We start from the raw sequence: 22,332 nt of genomic DNA, 5'->3' as shown, positions 1-22,332 counted from the left end.
TGTTAGATAAAAGCAAACAATTAGTTATAAGGAGAAAACATGCGCGTCATTACCCTGGCAGGAAGTCCACGTTTCCCTTCTCGTTCCAGCGCGTTACTGGAATATGCCCGCGAAAAGCTGAATAGCCTGGATATCGAAGTCTGCCACTGGAATCTGCACAACTTCGCCCCGGAAGACCTGCTTTACGCCCGCTTTGACAGCCCGGCGCTCAAAACCCTGACCGAGCAGCTCAAAGGCGCAGACGGCTTAATTGTGGCAACCCCTGTTTATAAAGCCTCTTTTTCTGGCGCCCTGAAAACGTTACTCGACCTGCTGCCAGAACGCGCGCTGGACGGCAAAGTGGTGCTGCCCCTGGCGACGGGCGGTACGGTTGCACATTTGCTGGCGGTGGATTACGCCCTGAAACCGGTACTGAGTGCGTTAAAAGCACAGGAGATCCTGCACGGCGTCTTTGCTGATGATTCGCAGGTTATCGACTATCAGCATAAACCGCACTTCACGCCGAATCTGCAAACCCGCCTGGACAGCGCGCTGGAAACTTTCTGGCAGGCCCTGCACCGCCGCGACGTTCAGGTACCTGCATTTAACCAGCCGCAAGGAGTTGCTCATGTTTAAACACTTAACCCGCATCGGACTGGCTGGATTACTGACCCTTTCTGCGCTGGCTCACGCGACGGAAACTGCGCCAGAGAGCCTGCGCATTGGTTATCAGAAAGGCAGCGTCAGTATGGTTTTAGCGAAAAGCCATCAACTGCTGGAAAAACGCTTCCCGAACACTACCTTCTCCTGGGTGGAATTCCCGGCCGGGCCACAGATGCTGGAAGCCCTTAACGTGGGCAGTATCGATCTGGGCAGTACCGGCGATATTCCGCCTATTTTCGCGCAGGCTGCCGGTGCGGACCTGGTGTATGTCGGTGTAGAGCCGCCCAAGCCGAAAGCGGAAGTGATCCTGGTGCCAGAAAATAGCGCCATTAAGAACGTTGCTGAACTTAAAGGTCATAAAGTGGCGTTCCAGAAAGGTTCCAGCTCGCACAACCTGCTGCTGCGCGCATTGCAGGAGGCCGGGCTTAAATTCACCGATATTCAACCGGTATATCTGACTCCTGCCGATGCCCGCGCGGCCTTCCAGCAGGGCAACGTTGATGCATGGGCAATCTGGGATCCCTATTATTCCGCGGCGTTACTTCAGGGCGGCGTGCGGGTGCTGAAAGACGGCAGCACGCTGAAACAGACCGGATCGTTCTATCTTGCCGCGCGTCCGTATGCGGAAAAGAACGGTGCCTTTATTCAGGGTGTTCTCGACACCTTTACCCAGGCGGATGCACTGACCCAAAGCCAGCGTCAGGAAAGTATCACGTTGCTGGCCAAAACCATGGGATTACCTGAACCGGTTATTGCCAGCTACCTGGATCACCGTCCGCCCACCACCATTACGCCTGTCGACGCACACGTGGCAGCACTCCAGCAACAAACCGCCGATCTCTTTTATCAAAACCGCCTTGTTCCAAAACAGGTGAATATCCGCGAACGCATCTGGCAACCTACAGCACAAGGAACGAAGTCATGAGTCTGAATCTTTTCTGGTTTTTACCCACCCACGGTGATGGACACTATCTTGGCACAGAAGAGTGTTCCCGCCCGGTCGATCACGGTTATTTACAGCAGATAGCCCAGGCGGCAGACCGCATCGGTTTTACCGGTGTGCTGATCCCTACCGGGCGCTCCTGTGAAGATGCCTGGCTGGTGGCCGCGTCGATGATCCCGGTGACTCAGCGTTTGAAGTTCCTGGTCGCGCTGCGTCCGAGCGTAGTCTCCCCTACCGTGGCAGCACGTCAGGCCGCCACGCTGGACAGACTTTCCAACGGACGCGCCCTGTTTAACCTGGTGACCGGAAGCGATCCGCAGGAACTGGCAGGTGATGGCGTTTTTCTGGATCACACTGAACGTTATGAAGCCTCGGCGGAATTTACCCACGTGTGGCGACGCCTGCTGGAAGGGGATACCGTCACCTATGAAGGCAAACATGTTCACGTTCGGGATGCGAAACTCTACTTCCCGCCAGTGCAACAGCCGCGCCCGCCGCTCTATTTTGGCGGTTCATCCGACGTGGCGCAGGATCTGGCCGCCGAACAGGTTGATCTCTATCTGACCTGGGGCGAGCCTCCAGAGCTGGTAAAAGAAAAAATAGCCCAGGTGCGCGCCAAAGCGGCGGCACATGGTCGCAAGGTGCGTTTTGGTATTCGCCTGCACGTGATTGTGCGCGAAACGAATGCCGAAGCCTGGCAGGCGGCCGACCGTCTGATCTCGCATCTGGATGAGGACACCATCGCCAGAGCGCAGGCAGCCTTCGCCAGAACAGATTCCGTGGGTCAGCAGCGGATGGCGTCATTGCATAACGGCAAGCGCGAGAATCTGGAGATTAGCCCCAATCTGTGGGCGGGTGTGGGTCTGGTTCGCGGTGGCGCTGGTACTGCGCTGGTGGGCGATGGCCCGACCGTCGCGGCACGCATCAACGAATATGCTGAGCTGGGTATCGACAGCTTTATTCTCTCTGGTTATCCGCATCTGGAAGAGGCGTACAAAGTGGGCGAACTGTTATTCCCGCATCTGGATGTCGCCATCCCGGAAATTCCGCAGCCTCGTCCGCTCCAGCTTCAGGGCGAAGCGGTCGCCAATGAGTTTATTCCACGAAAAGCCGCGCAAAGCTAAGGAGCGCCGATGTCTGTCACCGCACAAAAATGGCTGCTGCGTGCCGCCCCCTGGTTTTTGCCCGTCGGCATTGTGGCTATCTGGCAACTGGCCTCGTCAACCGGCTGGTTATCGAGCCGCATTTTGCCCTCCCCAGAGGGCGTCGTGGAAGCGTTCTGGTCACTCAGCGTGAGTGGCGAACTGTGGCAACACCTGGCAATCAGCTCCTGGCGTGCGGTGATTGGCTTTTCGATTGGCGGGAGCATTGGCCTGACGCTTGGGCTTATCAGCGGGCTGTCTCGCTGGGGTGAGCGTTTGCTGGACACCTCAATCCAGATGCTGCGTAACGTGCCTCATCTGGCATTGATCCCGCTGGTTATTTTGTGGTTTGGCATTGATGAAAGCGCCAAGATTTTCCTTGTGGCGTTGGGGACGTTGTTCCCGATTTACATTAATACCTGGCACGGGATCCGCAATATTGATCGCGGGCTGGTGGAGATGGCGCGCAGCTACGGATTATCCGGTTTTGCCCTGTTTATCCATGTGATCCTGCCAGGCGCCCTGCCCTCCATTATGGTGGGAGTGCGCTTTGCGCTCGGCCTGATGTGGCTGACGCTGATTGTGGCAGAAACCATCTCGGCCAACTCCGGCATCGGCTATCTGGCGATGAACGCCCGTGAATTTCTGCAAACCGACGTGGTGGTAGTCGCCATCATCCTTTATGCCCTGCTCGGCAAACTTGCCGACGTCAGCGCCCAGTGGCTTGAACGTAGCTGGCTGCGCTGGAATCCGGCTTATACATCTCAGGAGGCAAACGCATGAATACCGCCAGACTGAACCAGGGAACGCCGCTGCTGCTCAACGGTGTGACGAAACGCTACGGTGAGAACACTATTCTTAACGCACTGGATCTGCATATTCCCGCAGGGCAATTTGTGGCGGTTGTGGGGCGCAGCGGCGGCGGGAAAAGTACGTTGCTGCGGCTGTTAGCCGGGCTGGAAGCGCCAAACGGCGGAGAGCTGTTGGCCGGAAATACCCCACTTGCCGATATTCAGGATGATACCCGCATGATGTTCCAGGACGCGCGTCTGCTGCCGTGGAAAACGGTTATCGACAACGTCGGGCTGGGTCTGAAAGGCAACTGGCGAGACGAGGCCAGACAGGCGCTTGCCGCCGTTGGGCTGGAAAATCGCGCGGGAGAGTGGCCAGCGGCATTGTCCGGCGGGCAGAAACAGCGCGTGGCGCTGGCACGGGCACTGATTCACCGCCCCGGCCTGCTGCTGCTTGATGAACCGCTCGGCGCACTGGATGCCCTGACGCGTATCGAAATGCAGGATTTGATTGTCTCTTTATGGCAGGAGCACGGGTTTACGGTATTGCTGGTGACGCATGACGTCAGCGAAGCCGTGGCGATGGCTGACCGTGTGTTGCTGATAGAAGAGGGAAAAATTGGGCTGGATCTGACGGTGGATATTCCGCGCCCACGTCGCGTGGGATCAGCAAAACTGGCTGAGCTGGAAGCGGAAGTGCTGGAGCGGGTGATGAAGCGTGGGGAAACTGAGTTACAGCGAAGAAAGGCTAATGCCTGATGCCCTCACCCCGGCCCTCTCCCACGGGGAGAGGGAGGGTTAACTTTTATATCAGGCCAATGCCTTAGCAATCTTCTCGTACAGATCGCCAGACAGGTTTTCCAGCCCTTTCAGCTGCTCAAGCGCGCTTAGCATCTTCGCCTGACGCTTCGCATCGTAGCGTTTCAGGCGGATCAGCGGCTCAATCAGGCGTGACGCCACCTGCGGGTTACGGCTGTTCAGCTCGGTCAACATCTCAACCATAAACTGATAACCGCTGCCGTCTTCTGCGTGGAAGGCTGCCGGGTTGCTGCTGGCGAACGCACCAATCAGAGCACGGACGCGGTTCGGGTTGCTCATGGTGAAAGAGCGGTGTTTCAGCAGGCTGCGTACGGTGTTCAGTGCATCTGCCGCCGGGCTTGTGGACTGAAGGATGAACCATTTGTCCATCACCAGGCCATCCTGATGCCACTTGTCGTCGTATTCCTGCATCAGCGCATCACGGCACGGCAGTTCTGCGGCAACGCTTGCCGCCAGGGCAGCCAGCGCATCAGTCATGTTGTCGGCGTCATGGTACTGTTTGCTCACCAGCGTGTTCGCCAGTTCGACTTCACCAAAGGCCAGGTAGCGCAGGCAGGTATTACGCAGCGAACGCTTGCCAATGTCGGCATGTTCCACACGGTACTCCGCCAGTTTATTCGCGTTGTAAACCGCCAGGAATTCGTCAGCCAGTTCTGCGGCCAGCGTGCGGGTCAGCGCCTCACGAACGGCCACGATCGCAATCGGATCGATAATCTCGAACAGCTCAGCAATTTCCCCTGCCGACGGTAACGTCAGAATTTCCGCTGCCAGCGCCGGGTCAATCTTCTCGTCCAGCAGAACCGCGCGGAAAGCGTCAGCCACATGCACTGGAAGTGACAATGGCTGGCCCTGCTGATGGCGATTTACGTTCAGCTTGATGTAAGTTGCCAGCAAGCTTTGCGCCGCATCCCAGCGGGAGAAGTCGTTGCGCGCATGACGCATCAGGAACGTCAGCTGCTGATCGCTCCATTTATACTCCAACTTCACCGGTGCGGAAAATTCACACAGCAACGCCGGAACAGGCTGGAAGTAGACGTTATCGAAGATAAAGGTCTGCTCAGGCTGCGTCACATTCAGTACGGAATGTACCGGATGCCCGCCCTTCTGCAATGGGATCACTTTGCCTTCGTTATCATACAGTTCAATGCTGAACGGGATATGCAGTGGATGTTTCTCTTCCTGCTCAGCCGTTGGTGGCGTGCGCTGGCTGATGGTCAGCGTGTACTGTTCGGTTTCCGGGTTGTAATCGTCTTTGACGGTCACAATCGGCGTACCGGCCTGGCTGTACCAGCGGCGGAAATGGGACAGATCGACGTTAGAAGCATCTTCCATCGCCTGGACAAAATCGTCGCACGTGGCGGCGCTGCCATCGTGACGTTCGAAGTAGAGCTGCATCCCTTTCTGGAAGTTCTCTTCACCCAGCAGGGTGTGGATCATACGGATGATTTCAGAACCTTTCTCATACACCGTCAGGGTGTAGAAGTTGTTCATTTCAATCACTTTATCCGGACGAATCGGGTGCGCCATTGGGCTGGCATCTTCTGCAAATTGCAGGCCGCGCATGGTGCGCACGTTGTTGATGCGGTTAACCGCGCGTGACCCCAGGTCAGAGCTGAACTCCTGATCGCGGAAGACGGTTAAACCTTCTTTCAGGCTCAACTGGAACCAGTCGCGGCAGGTGACACGGTTACCGGTCCAGTTGTGGAAATACTCGTGACCAATCACGCGTTCGATATCGAGATAATCTTTATCGGTTGCGGTATCGGTACGCGCCAGTACGTATTTGGAGTTAAAGATGTTCAGACCTTTATTCTCCATCGCGCCCATATTAAAGAAGTCGACGGCAACGATCATATAGATGTCGAGATCGTATTCGAGGCCAAAGCGCTCTTCGTCCCACTTCATCGAATTGATAAGCGACGTCATCGCCCACGGCGCGCGGTCGAGATTACCGCGGTCAACAAACAGTTCCAGCGCCACATCGCGCCCAGAACGGGTTTTAAAGGTATCGCGCAGGACGTCGAAATCCCCCGCTACCAGCGCAAACAGGTAACATGGTTTTGGGAACGGATCCTGCCACTGTACCCAGTGACGGCCATTTTCCAGCTCGCCTTCGCCCACACGGTTACCGTTCGAGAGCAGGAAAGGATAAAGGGTTTTATCGGCAATAATTTTGGTCGTGAAGCGCGCCAGCACGTCCGGGCGGTCCAGATACCAGGTAATGTGACGGAAACCTTCTGCTTCGCACTGCGTACACAGCGCCACGCCCGACTGGTAAAGTCCTTCCAGTGCGGTATTGGCAGCCGGGCTGATTTCATTCACGATGCGCAGCGTAAAGCGCTCCGGCAGGTTGTTAATGACCAGTTGGTTGCCTTCTTCTTTATAGTCAGTCCAGGCTTCGTCATTAATATGCAGGGATACCAGCGTCAGGTCTTCACCATCAAGACGCAGCGGCACTGCGGTCGCGCTTTGGCGCGTCACCTGGCTGACCGCCGTGACAACGGTTTTATTGGCATCCAGGTCAAAAGTCAGATCGATATCGCTAATCAGGTAATCCGGCGCACGGTAGTCGTGGCGGTATTTGGCTTGTGGCTGTTGTGTCATAGAAAACCTTATGCATCGTTTGTCGAGTAACGATTCAATATATTCCTGTTGTGTAAAACGCGCTATGCAGAATGTTCATCTTTTCAGGTGCAAAGCCCCTTTTTGCTACATTTTTATAACACGGGGCACGAAATGCCCTCGACCATAACTACAGCTTATGTTGTGATCGGGGTTCAATAAATCGCTAAACAAGGTATACTCCAGCGGTTTCTGTAGTTGTTTATTGTACTAAACGCTCCTGTGAGAGGATGCTACTGCGCACCTATGACTCAATTCGCTTCTCCTGTTCTGCATACGTTGCTGGATACCGATGCGTATAAACTGCATATGCAGCAAGCCGTTTTCCACCATTATTATGATGTCCATGTTGCGGCGGAATTTCGCTGCCGGGGCGACGACTTGCTGGGTATCTACGCAGATTCCATTCGTGAACAGGTCGATGCTATGCAGCATCTGGCTCTGCGGGACGATGAATACCAGTGGCTTGCTGGCCTTCCTTTCTTTAAAGCCGACTATCTGAACTGGCTGCGTGATTTCCGCTATAACCCGGCGCAAGTGACCGTGACCAACGATAACGGCAAGCTGAACATCCGCCTGGAAGGCCCGTGGCGCGAAGTGATTATGTGGGAAGTGCCGCTGCTGGCAGTGATCAGTGAGCTCGCTCACCGCTATCGCTCGCCCGAAACAGGCGTTGAACAAGCCGTTGCGTCGCTGGAAAACAAACTCGTTGAGTTCTCCCAATTGACCGAAGGGCTGGATATGTCCCGCTTCCGCCTGATGGATTTTGGTACGCGCCGTCGTTTCTCCCGCGAAGTGCAGCAGGCCATCGTTAAGCGTCTGCAACAGGAGTCCTGGTTCGTTGGCACCAGTAATTACGATCTGGCACGCCGCCTGAATCTGACCCCGATGGGTACGCAGGCTCACGAATGGTTCCAGGCACATCAACAAATTAGCCCGGATCTGGCCACCAGCCAGCGTGCTGCGCTGGCTGCATGGCTGGAAGAGTATCCAGACCAGCTAGGGATCGCGTTGACCGACTGCATTACGATGGATGCCTTCCTGCGCGATTTTGGGCCAGAATTTGCCACGCGCTATCAGGGCTTACGCCACGATTCCGGGGATCCGGTGGAATGGGGTGAGAAGGCCATTGCCCATTACGAAAAACTGGGTATCGACCCCATGAGCAAGGTATTGGTCTTTTCCGATAACCTGGATTTAGCCAAAGCAGTCGATCTTTATCGCCATTTTTCCGCCAGAGTTAACCTGAGCTTTGGTATTGGCACCCGTTTAACCTGTGACATTCCCCAGGTAAAACCTCTGAACATTGTTATTAAACTGGTGGAATGTAACGGCAAGCCGGTAGCGAAACTCTCCGACAGCCCGGGCAAAACTATCTGTCACGATAAGGCATTTGTGCGTGCATTGCGTGAGGCCTTCGATCTGCCTCAGATCAAAAAAGCCAGTTGATTCCTCAAAAAAAAGCGCCCATCCACAGGCGCTTTTTTTATCCCTCTTTTACTTACTGCGGCAACCGAGTTCTGACGATTTCGGCAAAATATTCCGCACCGGTCAGTAAAATCTCATCGTTGAAGTCATAGCAGGCATTGTGAAGTGGCATATTTCCCTGTGGATCCGATGCATCGCCATTTCCTAGAAAGACAAAGCAGCCGGGGATTTTTTGCAGGAAAGCGCCAAAATCTTCTGAGATCATCATCTGCGCAACGCTACCCTCGACACGCTCCTCGCCCACAACGTTTACCGCCGCATTAATAGCCACGTCCACGCATTGTTGCCAGTTCACCGTCGGCGCAAATTCATGGGTGTAGCTAAACTCGCACTGCGCGCCATGCATCGCACATATGGCTTCACTGATGGTACGCATCCGCTCTTCCAGCAGAATCTGAACGTCCGCTGAATAGCTGCGAGTATCGCCCTTAATTTCAACATGGGTGGGGATCGCATTCCGAATACCGTCGGTATGCAGCTCCGTGCACGAGATAACGGCCGGGACGTTCGGGTCGACATTACGCGAAACAATGGTTTGCAACGCCAGAATGATCTCCGCGGCAATCACCAGCGGATCTTTCGCCATATGCGGCCGGGCGGCATGTGCCCCTTGCCCTTTAATGCGAATAATAAAGTTGTCTTCGCTGGCCATAATGCCCCCCACCCGGGTAGCAATGGTCCCGGCTTTCATACCCGGCATATTATGGAGGCCGTAAATCTCCTCAATGGCAAAACGCTCAATGAGACCATCATCCATCATCGCCCTGGCACCGTAGCCCGGCTCTTCGGCTGGCTGGAAAACAAAGCAGACAGTACCGTTAAAATTCTGCCGCTGTAGCAGCAATTGCGCCGCGCCCAACGCAATGCAGGTATGCCCGTCATGCCCGCAACCATGCATCCTTTCAGTGGTGCCGGAACGATAAGACAGCTCGCTCTGCTCCGTCAGTTGAATGGCGTCGATGTCAGCCCGAATAGCGATAACGCCCTGACCATCGCCACATCTGAGCACACCCACCAGCCCGGTCTGGCCAATATTACGATGCACCTCAATCCCCATGGCCTCGAGTTTTTCGGCAATGAACTGCGCCGTTTTTACCTCTTCAAAGGCGCTTTCCGGGTTGGCATGGAGATGATGACGCCATGCGATTAGCTGCTGTTTTAGCTGTTCCTGATCCATACTTCGCTCCTGTAAAACGTTAAGCCGTGCGCTGTGCGCGTTGTAATACCACCTGCAGCAGCACGTTCGCGCCAGCGATCAGGTCTTTAGCTTCACTGTGTTCTTTTACGTTATGACTAATGCCGTCTACACAGGGGACGAAAATCATCCCTGCGGGACAAACGGAAGCCATAAACTGTGCATCATGCCCTGCACCGCTCGGCAGCCGGCGCCAGCTCAGTGCCTGGCGCCTGGCTTCGCCTTCCACGGCATTCACAATTTCATCGGCAAAAATGACCGGATTAAACCGAACCAGCGAACGACGGGTTATCTCAACGCCCTCTTCTTGCGCCATTTTCGCGACAAACTCTGCCAGCCGTTTTTCCGCCAACGCTAAGATATCGTTATCCGTATTGCGTAAATCCACCGTCATCACCACGTGGTTAGGAATGACGTTAATCAGATTGGGTTTGACACTGATATGCCCTACGGTTGAAACCTGATCGCCACCCAGGCTCAGCGCCAGCTCACGGGCATAAACGGCAATTTTCGCTGCCGCAAGCCCGGCATCACGACGCATGGACATCGGCGTGGTGCCCGCGTGATTAGACACACCGGTCAGCGTCAATTCCTGCCACGATATTCCCTGCACGCCGGTGACCACGCCAATATCGATACCTTCTTTATCAAGGATCGGTCCCTGCTCGATATGCAGTTCCACGTAGCTATCTACCGACAGGTCGCCAGGCTGACGTTCACCTTTATAGCCAATTTCGCGCAATGCCTCGTCAAGGGTCACACCGTCGCGGTCTTTGGCCGCCAGGGCCTGCTCAAGAGGAAACTCACCTGCAAAGACAACGCTGCCCATCATATCGGGCTGGAAGCGCACCCCTTCCTCATTGGTAAAGAAGGTGACGGCCAGCGGACGTCGGGGGCGGATCCCCGCGTCCTGAAGCGTGGCAATCACTTCCAGTCCGGCCATCACGCCATAGTTTCCGTCATACAATCCGCCAGTGCCGACGGTATCAATGTGCGACCCCATCATCACCATCGGTAATTCCTCTTCCCCGGCATAAATACCCGTGACGTTACCGATAGCATCGATACTCACCGCCAGGCCCAGGGCTTTCATTCTGGCTACCACAAAGTCCCTTCCGGCTTTATCTTCTGCCGTTGCCGCAAGACGGCAGACGCCACCGCCTTCCAGCGCGCCGTATTCGCCGAGCGCGAACAGAGAATCGATAAGCCGCTGGCCGTTAATGTGCAGATAATGACTCATAAAACATCTCGCTATTCATCGTGGTTACTGGAACATGCCGTAAAAAATGGCAGATACGGTTATCAGCCCGATCAGGGTGACAAAGATGTTGCTGGCTTTCCCGCGATACGGTGCCAGCACCGGTAATTTATGGATTGCGTACATCGGTAACAGCAGCAGGATCGCCGCCCCCGTGGGGCCGCTAATACATTCAATAATTCCGAGGATGCTTGGATTTTTATAGGCGGCGAACCAGCATGTCAGGATCATAAAAATCAGGACAACGGCGTTCACTGAGCGAATATCTGGCTTTTTACCCTTCGTGGCCGCCGCCTCAACGATCACATCACGCAACGATTCATATGCACCGATGTAGTGTCCCAGGAAGGATTTGGTAATGGCGACAAAAGCAATAATCGGCGACAGCCAGGCAATGACGGGCGTATCAAACTGATTGGCAAGATATGAAAGAATGGAGAGATTCTGCGCCTTCGCTTCCGCCAGCTGCTGAGGCGACAGGCTCAGCACGCAGCTCAGAACGAAAAACAGCACGACGACCGTCATCAACAGCACACCGTAGCGCTGGATCTGGCCGCATTTCTGCTCCGCAAGTGCCAGACCGTAGCGCTGTTTCTGGCGCACAACCATTGGTGAAATAATCGGGTAATGATTGAATGACATCACCAGCACCGGGAAGGTCATCCACAGCGTCAGCAAAATGCCATGCCCATCTCCCATCGCGCTTACGCTAACGGTGTCCAGGATTGCGCCGTTCCAGTGCGGGATCAGAAACAACGCCATAAATATAAGCGAGATAATAAAAGGATAAACCAGGGTGCTCATCACCCGCATGATCAGCCGCTGCCCCATTCGAACAATAAACATCAGCCCGAGGATCAGCACAATCGACACAAGCGCCCGCGGGGGTTCGGCCATCCCGAGCTGGTGAGTCATAAAGCTCAGCGCCGTATTGGTCAGTGCCACCGCATACATAATCAAAATGGTATACACGGCGAAGAAATAGATAACGGTAAATACCTTGCCTGCCAGCACACCAAATTGCTCACCAATAACATCGGTAATGCTGCTTTCGGGCGTGTTTGACGCATAAATGAATCGCGCCAGTCCACGGTGAGCAAGCCAGGTAATCGGGAAAGCCAGGGCAAAAACGATAAGCAGCGGCCAAAAACCGCCAATCCCAGCGTTAATTGGCAGAAACAGCACGCCGGCACCAATTGCCGTACCGAACAGGCCCAGCACCCATACAGTATCTTCGTTATGCCATTTTGCGGGATCGCAATATTCTCTCTCTGTAACAGCATTGTCAGTATTCATCGGTCATGTTCTCTCTTTGCATTACGCGTTATCGCGTATGTTTTTTTGTCAGAACGCGTGTCATACCGAGGGCCTGTAGGGTAGGTAAGATTGCCCTCTTGCTACTGTCGTTAGTGGTTAGCCATTACGACCAAACCAGACGATGTCTTCATAGACATCCGGGGAAGTGTCCCCTTCGGTGCTGATGAGCAGGACATGGGCATCAGCATTCAGGCGCAGTGATTCAGCCAGCTCACGATACTCAGGCCGGGTCATGAGCGCATACAGCACGCCCGTGCCAATGGCCCCGGACTCACCAGAGATAAAGGGTTCGTCTGTTCCCGGGCGTGGCGCGGCCAGCAGGCGCATACCATTGGCTGCAAGATGGTCATCGGCGGAGATAAAACAGCTGGCGTGGTCACGCAGCATCGGCCAGCTGGTGATATTGGGTTCACCGCAGGCAAGCCCGGCCATCAGGGTCGACATGTCACCGCCGACGCTGTGGGGTTGCCCGTCGTTGATGGTTGCCGAGCGGTACAGGCAGTTCGCTTTATGCGGTTCGACAATGACGATGGTCGGTGCCAGATGCTGCATCTTTTCGACAAAATAGCCCATGATGCTGCCTGCGAAAGAGCCAACACCCGCCTGCAAGATGAGATGCGTCGGTCGCGAGGCTCCGCTCTGCTCAAGCTGTTCCCAGGCTTCAACGGCGAGGGTCATATAGCCTTGCATAATCCAGGTTGGGATCTGTTCGTAGCCCTGCCAGGCGGTATCCTGGAGCAATACCCAGCCCTGCTCTTTGGCCATTTTATCGGCCAGCCGTACGGTATCGTCGTAGTTCAGTTCGGTTATGGTGCACTCAGCGCCGTGTTGACGAATATTCTGTGCCCGCACCAGTGATGACCCCTTCGGCATATAGACCACTGCCCGCAGTCCAAGCTGCTCGGCCGCCCAGGCAACACCACGCCCGTGATTGCCATCAGTGGCCGTCACAAACACGATATCTTTGATGCGCGCGTTCATTTCCGGTGAATTCAGGTCGGCAAAGCTCAATGTATTAATATCTCGCCCAAGCTGGCTGGCGAGATATTTCCCCATGGCATAAGAGCCGCCCAGTCCCTTGAAAGCATTCAGGCCAAATCGCTGTGCTTCATCCTTAATATGCAGCGATCCCAGCCCCAGCCGCTGGCTTAAAAAGCGCAACTTACGCAGCGGTGTCACCCGGTAGTCAGGGAATTTTTGATGGAATGCCAGCACCTCATCGCCAGTGCGCTCGTTGAGCAAGGACAGGTCTGCGCCCTGTCCGTAGGGCTGACGCCTGGCATTCAGTTGATATTTAATCGTGTCCGTCATAAATGCACCTTTATATCCCTATCGTCCTGAGACGATGAATTAATCCACGCCCCCACTCCACCCAATTTCAGGCGCAGAGATCCGCGCGGCCAGTTAAGAAATGGTCGAATAAACGTGTTCAGATAATGGTGGGGGTGGCTTCCTGGAGCGATTTAACGCTTTCCCACTGCCTGAGATGGTACACTGCGCCCGACGATTAAATGGCGCAAAATTGTCCGGTAATACGCAACTTTCACCCTCACTTGCCATTTTTATGCAACAAAATTGCATTAGTGAGGTCGATCACATGCTTTCAGGGCCGCAAATACAATGAAACTGGACACCTGGGATAAAAAAATCCTCACGCTGGTACAACGTAATCATCGCCTTTCGCAGCGGGAAATCGCCGATCGTGTCAGCCTGTCGCCTTCAGCGGTCAATCGGCGAATTGCGGCGCTGGAAGAGGCTGGCATTATTAAGCACACGGTCAGTGTGGTCGACGCCAGTAAGGTTGGCCGCCCGATCACCATCATGGTTCAGGTCACCATTGAGAATGAACGTCTCGATCTGCTGGAAGAAGATAAGCAACGGTTTGTTAGCTGTGCTCAGGTACAGCAGGTCTACTACGTTACCGGCGATTTCGATTTCCTGTTGGTGATGAACGTCCGCGATATGGCGGAATATGAGGCTCTGACTCGCGAGCTTTTTTTCGCATCGGGGAACATCAAATCCTTTCGCACCATCGTATCGATGCAAAATGCCAAGCAGGAAATGACGGTAGTCATCGAGTAAGGTGCGTGAAAGACCGTGGAGAAAGGAAAGCGACAGGTCCGCGAGGCATTTATTTCTGATTTCTTCTCTTTTGACTGCGAAATCTGCTTGTCTGATGGCAGATGCCAGGTAACATAGATATCCCCCCATAAGGGTGGACAAGTGTCTATTTTTTCCGACTATTAACAGAGAGAATATTATGAGCGTTGTGCCTGTAGCCGACGTACTCCAGGGCCGTGTCGCCGTTGACCAAGAAGTCACCGTGCGCGGATGGGTGCGTACTCGCCGAGATTCTAAAGCTGGCATCTCCTTCCTTGCCGTCTATGACGGTTCCTGCTTTGATCCTGTACAGGCCGTCATTAATAATTCTCTGCCCAATTACAATGATGACGTTCTGCACCTGACCACGGGTTGTTCCGTTATCGTAACAGGCGTTGTGGTTGCCTCTCCAGGCCAGGGTCAGAGCTTCGAAATCCAGGCTTCTGCCATTGAAGTGACCGGCTGGGTTGAAGATCCTGATACTTACCCGATGGCAGCAAAACGCCACAGCATCGAGTATCTGCGTGAAGTGGCGCACCTGCGCCCGCGCACCAACCTGATTGGTGCGGTTGCTCGTGTCCGTCATACGCTGGCGCAAGCGCTGCACCGTTTCTTTGACGAGCAGGGTTACTTCTGGGTTTCTACCCCGCTGATTACTGCCTCCGATACCGAAGGCGCAGGTGAAATGTTCCGCGTTTCCACGCTGGATATGGAAAACCTGCCACGCACGCCGGAAGGCAAAATCGATTACGACAAAGACTTCTTCGGTAAAGAGGCCTTCCTGACGGTGTCTGGCCAGCTCAACGGCGAAACTTACGCCTGTGCGCTGTCTAAGATTTACACCTTCGGCCCAACTTTCCGTGCTGAAAACTCCAACACCAGCCGCCACCTGGCGGAATTCTGGATGCTGGAGCCAGAAGTGGCGTTTGCCGATCTGAATGACGTTGCGGGTCTGGCAGAAGCGATGCTTAAGTACGTGTTCAAAGCGGTTCTGGAAGAACGCGCTGACGACATGAAATTCTTCGCTGAGCGTGTAGATAACGACGCTATTGCTCGTCTGGAGCGTTTTGTTTCGGCTGACTTCGCGCAAGTGGATTATACCGACGCCGTTGCCATCCTCGAAAAATGCGGTGAGAAGTTCGAGAACCCGGTTTACTGGGGCGTCGACCTCTCTTCCGAGCATGAGCGTTACCTGGCAGAGAAACACTTCAAAGCGCCAGTGGTCGTGAAAAACTATCCGAAAGACATTAAGGCCTTCTACATGCGCCTTAACGAAGACGGTAAAACCGTTGCTGCGATGGACGTGCTGGCGCCGGGCATTGGTGAAATCATCGGTGGCTCTCAGCGTGAAGAACGTCTGGATGTGCTGGATGCCCGTATGGAAGAGATGGGCCTGAATCCGGCTGATTACAGCTGGTATCGCGACCTGCGTCGTTACGGTACCGTGCCTCACTCCGGTTTCGGTCTGGGCTTCGAACGTCTGATCGCTTACGTGACCGGCGTTCAGAACGTGCGTGATGTGATTCCATTCCCACGTACACCGCGTAACGCAAGCTTCTAATTCCGCGTTAATTAAAATGGCCAGCAATTGCTGGCCATTATTTTATTCTGCTTTGTCAGTTTTCGTCAGTTGAAAGTCAGCATCTTTAAACTACAACCCCGTCATAACCTCTACCTGTTACGTTTTGTTTCCACGAAATATCTGTGAACAAAAAATAAGCCGCACTCTTATTGCGCTTAATACACATCTTACGTATTAGCACAAATTTCAACCACACTCACAGCCATCCAGAAGGCTGGAAGCAGTCATAAGAAAAAACGAGCTGTTTAACTTCTGTTTATAGGAATTGCCTTTATCCAAATTAAGCATAAGCAATTCATATACATAGGAATGAATCAGACTTTTAATTAGCCAATCAGTTCTGAAATATGAGGTGGTTCACAAAGTTCCTTAAAATACATAAATTCTTACACATTATTTCTTTTTGTTACTCAATCTTGAGAATTGTAGCATTTTCAGGCTAGCGAAACGGTTCTATGAATGGAAAGATGCCTGTCAGATACATAAAGACACCAAACTCTCATCAATAGTTCCGGAAATATTTATTGACAGAATTTATTGACGGCAGTGGCGAGTGTCATAAAAAAACCAATGAGGGTAATAAATAATGATGAAGCGCAATATTCTGGCAGTGGTTATCCCTGCTCTGCTGGTAGCCGGTGCAGCTAACGCTGCAGAAATCTATAACAAAAACGGCAACAAACTGGATCTGTACGGGAAAGTTGTTGGTGAGCACGACTTCGTTACCTCCGGTGACAACACCGACAGCAGCGACGCTACCTATGCTCAGATCGGTTTCAAAGGCGAAACTCAAATCAATGACCAACTGACTGGTTACGGTCAGTGGGAATACCGTGCTCTGGCAAGCCAGGCAGAAAGCAACCAGACTCAGCGTACCCGTCTGGCGTTCGCTGGTCTGAAAGCCGGTGATGCTGGTTCCATCGACTACGGCCGTAACTACGGTATCGTATACGATGTAGAAGGTCTGACCGATATGGCACCTTCTTTCTCCGGTATGACCTGGGCTAACTACTCTGATAACTTCATGACTGGCCGTACTACTGGCGTTCTGACCTACCGCAACACCGACTTCTTCGGTCTGGTTGATGGTCTGAGCCTGGGCCTGCAGTATCAGGGTAAAAACGAGCGTGACGACGTTAAAACCTCTAACGGTGACGGCTTCGGTACCTCTGTTGGTTACGAATTCGGCGAAGGTTTCGGCCTGATCGGTGCATACAGCAACTCTGACCGTACTAACGCTCAGGCTGCTGATGGCAAAGGCGAGAACGCTGAAGCATGGGCTGTTGGTGCTAAATACGATGCGAACAACATCTACCTGGCAACCACCTATGCTGAAACCCGCAACATGACCCGTGAAGCTGACGGTACATTCGCGAACAAAACTCAGAACTTCGAAGTGATCGCTCAGTACCAGTTCGACTTCGGTCTGCGTCCTTCCGTGTCTTACGTTCAGTCCAAAGGTAAAAACCTGGCTCAGCGCGGCACCTTCAATGGCGGCGATGCTGACCTGCAGAAATTTGTTGAACTGGGTGCAACTTACTACTTCAACAAAAACTTCAACATCTATGTTGATTACCAGCTGAACCTGATCGACGACACCTCTTACTCTCGTAACGTTGGTATCGTGAACGGTAAAGACGACCAGGTTGCAATGGCTGTGACCTACCAGTTCTAATCAGTACACCACTTTGTTATATGCTTAATGAACAGGGCTTCGGCCCTGTTTTTTTATGTCTGATAGTAAAAAATGGCGACTTTTGAAAAGCCGCACGCTTTTCGTCGCAAACGGTTGGCATTTTGTAAATCTACCGTTAACCTGATAGCGGATTTCACTTCTGTAATCACAATGGAACTTCGTCATGTTTGAGAACATTACCGCCGCTCCTGCCGACCCAATTCTGGGCCTGGCCGATCTGTTTCGTGCCGACGACCGCCCTGGCAAAATCAACCTGGGTATTGGTGTATATAAAGATGAAACCGGCAAGACTCCGGTACTGACCAGCGTTAAAAAAGCTGAGCAGTATCTGCTGGAAAACGAAACCACCAAAAACTACCTCGGTATTGATGGTATCCCTGAATTCGGTCGTTGCACTCAGGAACTGCTGTTCGGAAAAGGCAACGCGATCGTGACCGATAAGCGTGCCCGCACTGCACAGACTCCTGGCGGTACTGGCGCGCTGCGTGTTGCGGCGGATTTCCTTGCAAAAAATACCTCCGTTAAACGCGTGTGGGTCAGCAATCCAAGCTGGCCGAACCACAAAAGCGTGTTTAACTCTGCGGGTCTGGAAGTGCGTGAATACGCCTACTACGACGCGGCAAACCACTCTCTCGACTTCGACGGCCTGCTGGCCAGCCTGAGCGAAGCGCAAGCAGGTGACGTGGTGCTGTTCCACGGCTGCTGCCATAACCCAACGGGTATTGATCCTACGCTGGAACAGTGGGAACAACTGGCTAAATTGTCCGTTGAAAAAGGCTGGCTGCCGCTGTTCGACTTCGCTTACCAGGGCTTTGCCCGTGGTCTGGAAGAAGATGCTGAAGGCCTGCGCGCCTTCGCTGCTGTGCATCAGGAACTGATTGTTGCAAGCTCCTATTCCAAGAACTTCGGCCTGTACAACGAGCGTGTCGGTGCATGTACGCTGGTGGCTGCTGATGAGCAAACTGTTGAGCGCGCATTCAGCCAGATGAAGTCTGTGATCCGCGCGAACTACTCTAACCCACCAGCACACGGCGCATCTGTGGTTGCCACCATCCTGAGCAACGATGCCCTGCGTGCAATCTGGGAACAAGAGCTGAACGATATGCGTCAGCGCATCCAGCGTATGCGTTTGCTGTTTGTTAACACCCTGGCTGAGAAAGGCGCTGACCGCGACTTCAGCTTTATTATCAAACAGAACGGCATGTTCTCTTTCAGTGGCCTGACCAAAGAACAGGTTCTGCGTCTGCGTGAAGAGTTTGGCGTTTACGCGGTGGCTTCAGGTCGTGTTAACGTTGCCGGCATGACGCCAGACAACATGGCGCCGCTGTGCGAAGCGATTGTCGCTGTGCTGTAAAAATCCTGTCGGGTGTTTTCACTCACCCGACAAATAAAAAAGCCTGCATCATGCAGGCTTTTTTTATTTAATCTGGCTTACCAGACAGGCATTTCATCCTGGAGGAACGGATTGTGTATACGCTCATAACCCAGCGTCGACATCGGGCCATGTCCAGGGATAAACGTCACATCATCACCCAGCGGCAATAATTTCTGTTTAATCGCCTGAATCAGCTGACCGTGGTCGCCGCGCGGGAAGTCGCTGCGTCCTACGCCACCTTTGAAAATCACATCACCGGAAATCAGCAAACGCGATTTATCATCAAAGAAGACGATATGGCCTGGCGTATGCCCAGGACAATGCAACACCTGTAAAGTCACATTCCCTACGGTAACGCTCTCTCCTTCGTTCAGCCAACGATCGGGTGTCAGAGGTTGACACTCATCAAGGCCAAACATGCGGCTTTGGGCAGGTAACCCTTGCAGCCAGAACTCATCTTCTTTTTCCGGGCCAATCACCGGCACACCGTAGTGTTGCGCCAGCTCCGCCGCAGCCCCCACATGATCAAGATGACCATGGGTCAGCAAAATCTGCATCAGCGTCACACCCGACGCTGCGACTTCTTGCTTGATTTTCTCGGCGTCACCACCGGGATCGACAAGCGCGGCCAGTTTGGTTTGCTCACACCAGATTAATGAACAGTTCTGGGAGAACGCGGTAACCGGAATAATACGATAGTTCATACTGCTCCTGTATTTCGTTATTACCAGTGCCGAACGGGCCCGGTATCAATATGCACAAAGTTGCTGCTGGGGTAATATCCTACACCACCTGCACGCATAGATAACGCAGCTTTGCGAATATTGGCTAACGAAACGCCTTCAATATGAAAATCCATCGCCTGTCCTTTAGTGTGATAGCTTTTTTTAGCTACCCCACGGCTATGGGCGCGCAGTTCATTATTGGTATCAAGAGAGCGATAACCGGAAACGAGTTGCACTGGCTTGCTGGTTCCGAGCAGGCCCTGGAGGCGGAAAAGCTGATCAAATAATCCAGGATCGATGGCTTTTATTTTATTCGCGCGGAAATCACGGAAAAAATGGTTTAGTTTTGCTAATTCATCCTGAATATAGCCTCTGCCATCGAAAAATTCCGCTTTAAGCGACTCACCAGTATGCAGATTGTTGAGCGTTAAAATACGCGGACGAGGTGTCGAGAGGGTGGCAAATGCTGGCGTAGGCAAGATGGCCGCTGCGCCAAGCGCAACACCACCTAACGCCAGCAGTTTGCGGCGATTAGCGTCAAATTTGTCCATGATAATCAGGTCTACAGGTCAATGTTTATCGTATATATGCTTAGCGCACGAAGGGCACCTTAACTGGCAAAACAACCTACGTCAAGGCGTCCAACCCCAGTAAACACGCGGCCTACAGCCATATTGCCACGCATTCACCATAACTTACGACAATCGATTTTCCCGAACTACTTCATTTACCTGATTAATTGTTCAGCTTTTGGCAAAATTTGTGCGCCCGATCGCGCGGTGAGATCGTAATTGTAAATATCTGTACGATACTGGGTACGCCCATCTTCGCCAACAAACGCGGTCAGATAGTAAAGATTAACCGGAATATTGTGTCGAATATTAACGTAGCGTGTATCTCCTTGTTTCAGCGCATCAGATATCCGCGTATCGTTCCAGCCCGCATCCTGCAACAGCATATTCGCAAGCTCAGAGGCTTTATTGACGCGAACGCAACCAGAGCTCAGCGCACGGGTATCTTTCTGGAACAGGTTGTGGTTTGGCGTATCGTGCAGATAAATCGCTTCCGAACTCGGCATGTTGAATTTGTAACGCCCGAGCGAGTTATGCGCGCCAGGTGCCTGCTGGAAACGGAACGGCAGGTTAGACGCCGTAATGGTTGACCAGTCAACCATGTAAGGGTCAATCGCCTCTTTGCTGTTCCAGCCGCGCATTACGGTATAGCCATGACGTTCCAGATAGCCCGGATCATTCCACACTTTCGGCAGAATATCCTTGCGGGCAAGCGTTGGCGGTACATTCCACGGCGGGTTAACCACGACGTTATTCAGGGCGCTGCTCATCATCGGCGTTTTGCGGTCCGGGCGACCTACAATCACGCGGGAGGCCAGAACCTCACTGCCGTTCTGGTAATACACCAGCGAGTACGCCGGAATATTCACCATAATGCCGGTCGATAGCGTCCCTGGCAGCAAGCGCAGACGCTGGATATTCAGCGCCAGTACACCAGCTCGCTGCGCTGGGGTGACGTTCAACCAGTCTCGCGTTGATTGACCAATGACACCGTCGGACCCCAGTCCCTGTGCGGCCTGGAATTGCTTAACAGCAGCCACCAGCTCGCGGTCGTAGGCAGCCGGTTTATCACTGACAGGCTGCACGTTTTTCACTTTCGCAGGTGCTGACGGGCTTACCACTGCGCTCTGCGGATCGTCACCGGGTAAAGCAATTTTTGGTCCGCCATCCAGGATACCGGAGCGCCGGAGAATTTCGCGCAAAGCAGGCACATCACTGCTCCACTGCCCCGGACGCAATGAGCCCGCGCCACGTAGCTGCGGCCACGGACGGGTATCAGACACCAGCGTGAGTAACGACTGATGCATAGGGCCATACTGCGGATGTGCCGGTGCAAGGCTTGCAATAAAGCCCGGCAAATTGCCGTTGTCCAGCGACAATTGCCACTGGTTAATCACCGATATCGCAGGGGTTGCCAGCTTGTAAGGCTTGTCGCTGTAGAGCCAGCGATTCCCATTGACCGGAATTCCGGCGACAAACTGAAGGTAGCCCATCATGGCATCTGACAGCACGATATCACGCGCCTGGCCGGTCACGGACGGGTCAGTCAGCAGTTCAACCCAGGCGGTAAATTGCGGCTGAAAACCGGCGATAGCCACCTCTGCCAGCTGTTGCTGGAAAGCACGGACCGCATCGCGATTATCCCACATAGGCTTCATATCGCGCGCAGCGTAGAGCAGCGTTAGTTGATTAAGATAAGCGGGTTTGTAACCCGAAGGCAGCCCCGTCAGAAGCTGTTGCTGGAGTGATTCAATGTTAATGCCTTCCGGCAGTGGCTTAATACCGGCCATGATAGCCGTCGCCGGAGATTGCTCCAGCGGCTGAGACAACGATGTTGGCTGCGCGCCTGTCGTTGCAGAGCTGTCAGTCGGCACAATTTCAGGCTCATCAGCCTGTGCAGTTAACAGTGGAGCAAACATCACTGCCAGGCACAAACTCAGTGCAGACAGTTGACGACCACGACTTTTCTTTAGCAACATCCCTTGCCCCCTGTTTTCTTACGACATGCCCATCACATTGGGGCTTTTCTTCAGTATAGGAAGGCATAAATAGTGTTGCCTTACCT

The 22,332-nt window shown here is 53.5% G+C and carries 18 protein-coding genes; 10 read left to right on the top strand and 8 right to left on the bottom strand.

The genetic code is table 11. The annotated features are described in order from the left end of the window. Positions 1-39: 39 nt before the first annotated feature. Genes ssuE through ssuB form a run of 5 tightly spaced genes read left to right on the top strand, consistent with a single transcriptional unit; the run spans position 40 to position 4,277 of the window. Positions 40-615, top strand: coding sequence for an NADPH-dependent FMN reductase (gene ssuE / locus M987_RS13265; RefSeq protein ID WP_014069614.1), 576 nt, complete (start codon positions 40-42; stop codon positions 613-615). Then, on the top strand, positions 608-1,567 hold the full coding sequence (locus M987_RS13260) for a sulfonate ABC transporter substrate-binding protein (protein ID WP_014069613.1): 960 nt from the start codon (positions 608-610) through the stop codon (positions 1,565-1,567). Before ssuE ends, M987_RS13260 begins: the two co-directional genes overlap by 8 nt. Next, positions 1,564-2,709 carry an FMNH2-dependent alkanesulfonate monooxygenase gene (ssuD, locus tag M987_RS13255; RefSeq protein ID WP_014069612.1) on the top strand — a complete coding sequence of 382 codons (1,146 nt, stop codon included), beginning with the start codon at positions 1,564-1,566 and terminating at the stop codon, positions 2,707-2,709. The genes M987_RS13260 and ssuD overlap by 4 nt, the downstream gene beginning before the upstream one ends. 9 nt (positions 2,710-2,718) lie before the next feature. After that, positions 2,719-3,510 carry an aliphatic sulfonate ABC transporter permease SsuC gene (ssuC, locus tag M987_RS13250; RefSeq protein WP_014069611.1) on the top strand — a complete coding sequence of 264 codons (792 nt, stop codon included), beginning with the start codon at positions 2,719-2,721 and terminating at the stop codon, positions 3,508-3,510. Continuing rightward, positions 3,507-4,277, top strand: a complete 771-nt coding sequence (ssuB, locus tag M987_RS13245; protein ID WP_014069610.1) for an aliphatic sulfonates ABC transporter ATP-binding protein — start codon at positions 3,507-3,509, stop codon at positions 4,275-4,277. Before ssuC ends, ssuB begins: the two co-directional genes overlap by 4 nt. Positions 4,278-4,328: 51 nt before the next feature. On the opposite strand, the gene pepN is transcribed toward ssuB, so the two are convergent. Next, the gene (gene pepN / locus M987_RS13240) at positions 4,329-6,941 is read right to left on the bottom strand and encodes an aminopeptidase N (protein ID WP_014069609.1); all 2,613 of its coding nucleotides are present in this window, start codon (positions 6,939-6,941) and stop codon (positions 4,329-4,331) included. A 264-nt stretch (positions 6,942-7,205) separates the two neighbouring features. On the opposite strand from pepN, the gene pncB reads away from it, so the two are divergent. Next, positions 7,206-8,408 (top strand): nicotinate phosphoribosyltransferase, encoded by a 1,203-nt coding sequence (gene pncB, locus M987_RS13235; RefSeq protein WP_014069608.1) that lies wholly within the window; start codon positions 7,206-7,208, stop codon positions 8,406-8,408. Between the two features lie 52 nt (positions 8,409-8,460). On the opposite strand, the gene M987_RS13230 is transcribed toward pncB, so the two are convergent. The 4 genes from M987_RS13230 to dpaL all read right to left on the bottom strand — a co-directional run bounded on the left by M987_RS13230 (position 8,461) and on the right by dpaL (position 13,528). Further along, the gene (locus tag M987_RS13230) at positions 8,461-9,624 is read right to left on the bottom strand and encodes a M20 aminoacylase family protein (RefSeq protein ID WP_014069607.1); all 1,164 of its coding nucleotides are present in this window, start codon (positions 9,622-9,624) and stop codon (positions 8,461-8,463) included. A gap of 19 nt (positions 9,625-9,643) precedes the next feature. Next, positions 9,644-10,882 (bottom strand): Zn-dependent hydrolase, encoded by a 1,239-nt coding sequence (locus tag M987_RS13225; RefSeq protein WP_014069606.1) that lies wholly within the window; start codon positions 10,880-10,882, stop codon positions 9,644-9,646. 24 nt (positions 10,883-10,906) lie between these two features. After that, on the bottom strand, positions 10,907-12,196 hold the full coding sequence (locus M987_RS13220; RefSeq protein ID WP_014069605.1) for an amino acid permease: 1,290 nt from the start codon (positions 12,194-12,196) through the stop codon (positions 10,907-10,909). A gap of 117 nt (positions 12,197-12,313) precedes the next feature. Beyond that, positions 12,314-13,528 (bottom strand): diaminopropionate ammonia-lyase, encoded by a 1,215-nt coding sequence (gene dpaL / locus M987_RS13215; protein WP_014069604.1) that lies wholly within the window; start codon positions 13,526-13,528, stop codon positions 12,314-12,316. Positions 13,529-13,837: 309 nt separating this feature from the next. On the opposite strand from dpaL, the gene M987_RS13210 reads away from it, so the two are divergent. The 4 genes from M987_RS13210 to M987_RS13195 all read left to right on the top strand — a co-directional run bounded on the left by M987_RS13210 (position 13,838) and on the right by M987_RS13195 (position 18,949). After that, a complete protein-coding gene (locus M987_RS13210; RefSeq protein ID WP_014069603.1) occupies positions 13,838-14,299 on the top strand; it encodes an Lrp/AsnC family transcriptional regulator in 462 nt (153 codons plus the stop codon). Positions 14,300-14,477: 178 nt separating this feature from the next. Continuing rightward, positions 14,478-15,878, top strand: coding sequence for an asparagine--tRNA ligase (gene asnS, locus M987_RS13205; protein ID WP_014069602.1), 1,401 nt, complete (start codon positions 14,478-14,480; stop codon positions 15,876-15,878). A gap of 607 nt (positions 15,879-16,485) precedes the next feature. After that, on the top strand, positions 16,486-17,574 hold the full coding sequence (locus M987_RS13200; RefSeq protein ID WP_014069601.1) for a porin: 1,089 nt from the start codon (positions 16,486-16,488) through the stop codon (positions 17,572-17,574). Positions 17,575-17,758: 184 nt separating this feature from the next. After that, entirely contained in the window at positions 17,759-18,949 is a 1,191-nt protein-coding gene (locus M987_RS13195) for an amino acid aminotransferase (RefSeq protein WP_014069600.1), read from the top strand. Positions 18,950-19,026: 77 nt separating this feature from the next. On the opposite strand, the gene M987_RS13190 is transcribed toward M987_RS13195, so the two are convergent. The 3 genes from M987_RS13190 to ldtD all read right to left on the bottom strand — a co-directional run bounded on the left by M987_RS13190 (position 19,027) and on the right by ldtD (position 22,246). Continuing rightward, positions 19,027-19,674, bottom strand: a complete 648-nt coding sequence (locus M987_RS13190) for an MBL fold metallo-hydrolase (protein ID WP_014069599.1) — start codon at positions 19,672-19,674, stop codon at positions 19,027-19,029. Positions 19,675-19,694: 20 nt separating this feature from the next. Beyond that, complete coding sequence (gene mepK, locus M987_RS13185; protein ID WP_014069598.1) at positions 19,695-20,246, bottom strand: peptidoglycan L,D-endopeptidase MepK; 552 nt, start codon at positions 20,244-20,246, stop codon at positions 19,695-19,697. A gap of 176 nt (positions 20,247-20,422) precedes the next feature. After that, positions 20,423-22,246, bottom strand: a complete 1,824-nt coding sequence (ldtD, locus tag M987_RS13180) for a L,D-transpeptidase (protein WP_014069597.1) — start codon at positions 22,244-22,246, stop codon at positions 20,423-20,425. Positions 22,247-22,332: the final 86 nt, after the last annotated feature.

It is taken from the genome of Enterobacter soli ATCC BAA-2102 (assembly GCF_001654845.1).
GTDB lineage: Bacteria > Pseudomonadota > Gammaproteobacteria > Enterobacterales > Enterobacteriaceae > Enterobacter > Enterobacter soli.
This window is presented reverse-complemented; position numbering and strand designations above follow the sequence as displayed.

Coding starts and splice junctions, on each gene's coding strand:
- ssuE (WP_014069614.1), top strand. CDS start 40: ATGCGCGTCATTACCCTGGCAGGAAGTCCACGTTTCCCTTCTCGTTCC.
- M987_RS13260 (WP_014069613.1), top strand. CDS start 608: ATGTTTAAACACTTAACCCGCATCGGACTGGCTGGATTACTGACCCTT.
- ssuD (WP_014069612.1), top strand. CDS start 1,564: ATGAGTCTGAATCTTTTCTGGTTTTTACCCACCCACGGTGATGGACAC.
- ssuC (WP_014069611.1), top strand. CDS start 2,719: ATGTCTGTCACCGCACAAAAATGGCTGCTGCGTGCCGCCCCCTGGTTT.
- ssuB (WP_014069610.1), top strand. CDS start 3,507: ATGAATACCGCCAGACTGAACCAGGGAACGCCGCTGCTGCTCAACGGT.
- pepN (WP_014069609.1), bottom strand. CDS start 6,941: ATGACACAACAGCCACAAGCCAAATACCGCCACGACTACCGTGCGCCG.
- pncB (WP_014069608.1), top strand. CDS start 7,206: ATGACTCAATTCGCTTCTCCTGTTCTGCATACGTTGCTGGATACCGAT.
- M987_RS13230 (WP_014069607.1), bottom strand. CDS start 9,624: ATGGATCAGGAACAGCTAAAACAGCAGCTAATCGCATGGCGTCATCAT.
- M987_RS13225 (WP_014069606.1), bottom strand. CDS start 10,882: ATGAGTCATTATCTGCACATTAACGGCCAGCGGCTTATCGATTCTCTG.
- M987_RS13220 (WP_014069605.1), bottom strand. CDS start 12,196: ATGAATACTGACAATGCTGTTACAGAGAGAGAATATTGCGATCCCGCA.
- dpaL (WP_014069604.1), bottom strand. CDS start 13,528: ATGACGGACACGATTAAATATCAACTGAATGCCAGGCGTCAGCCCTAC.
- M987_RS13210 (WP_014069603.1), top strand. CDS start 13,838: ATGAAACTGGACACCTGGGATAAAAAAATCCTCACGCTGGTACAACGT.
- asnS (WP_014069602.1), top strand. CDS start 14,478: ATGAGCGTTGTGCCTGTAGCCGACGTACTCCAGGGCCGTGTCGCCGTT.
- M987_RS13200 (WP_014069601.1), top strand. CDS start 16,486: ATGATGAAGCGCAATATTCTGGCAGTGGTTATCCCTGCTCTGCTGGTA.
- M987_RS13195 (WP_014069600.1), top strand. CDS start 17,759: ATGTTTGAGAACATTACCGCCGCTCCTGCCGACCCAATTCTGGGCCTG.
- M987_RS13190 (WP_014069599.1), bottom strand. CDS start 19,674: ATGAACTATCGTATTATTCCGGTTACCGCGTTCTCCCAGAACTGTTCA.
- mepK (WP_014069598.1), bottom strand. CDS start 20,246: ATGGACAAATTTGACGCTAATCGCCGCAAACTGCTGGCGTTAGGTGGT.
- ldtD (WP_014069597.1), bottom strand. CDS start 22,246: ATGTTGCTAAAGAAAAGTCGTGGTCGTCAACTGTCTGCACTGAGTTTG.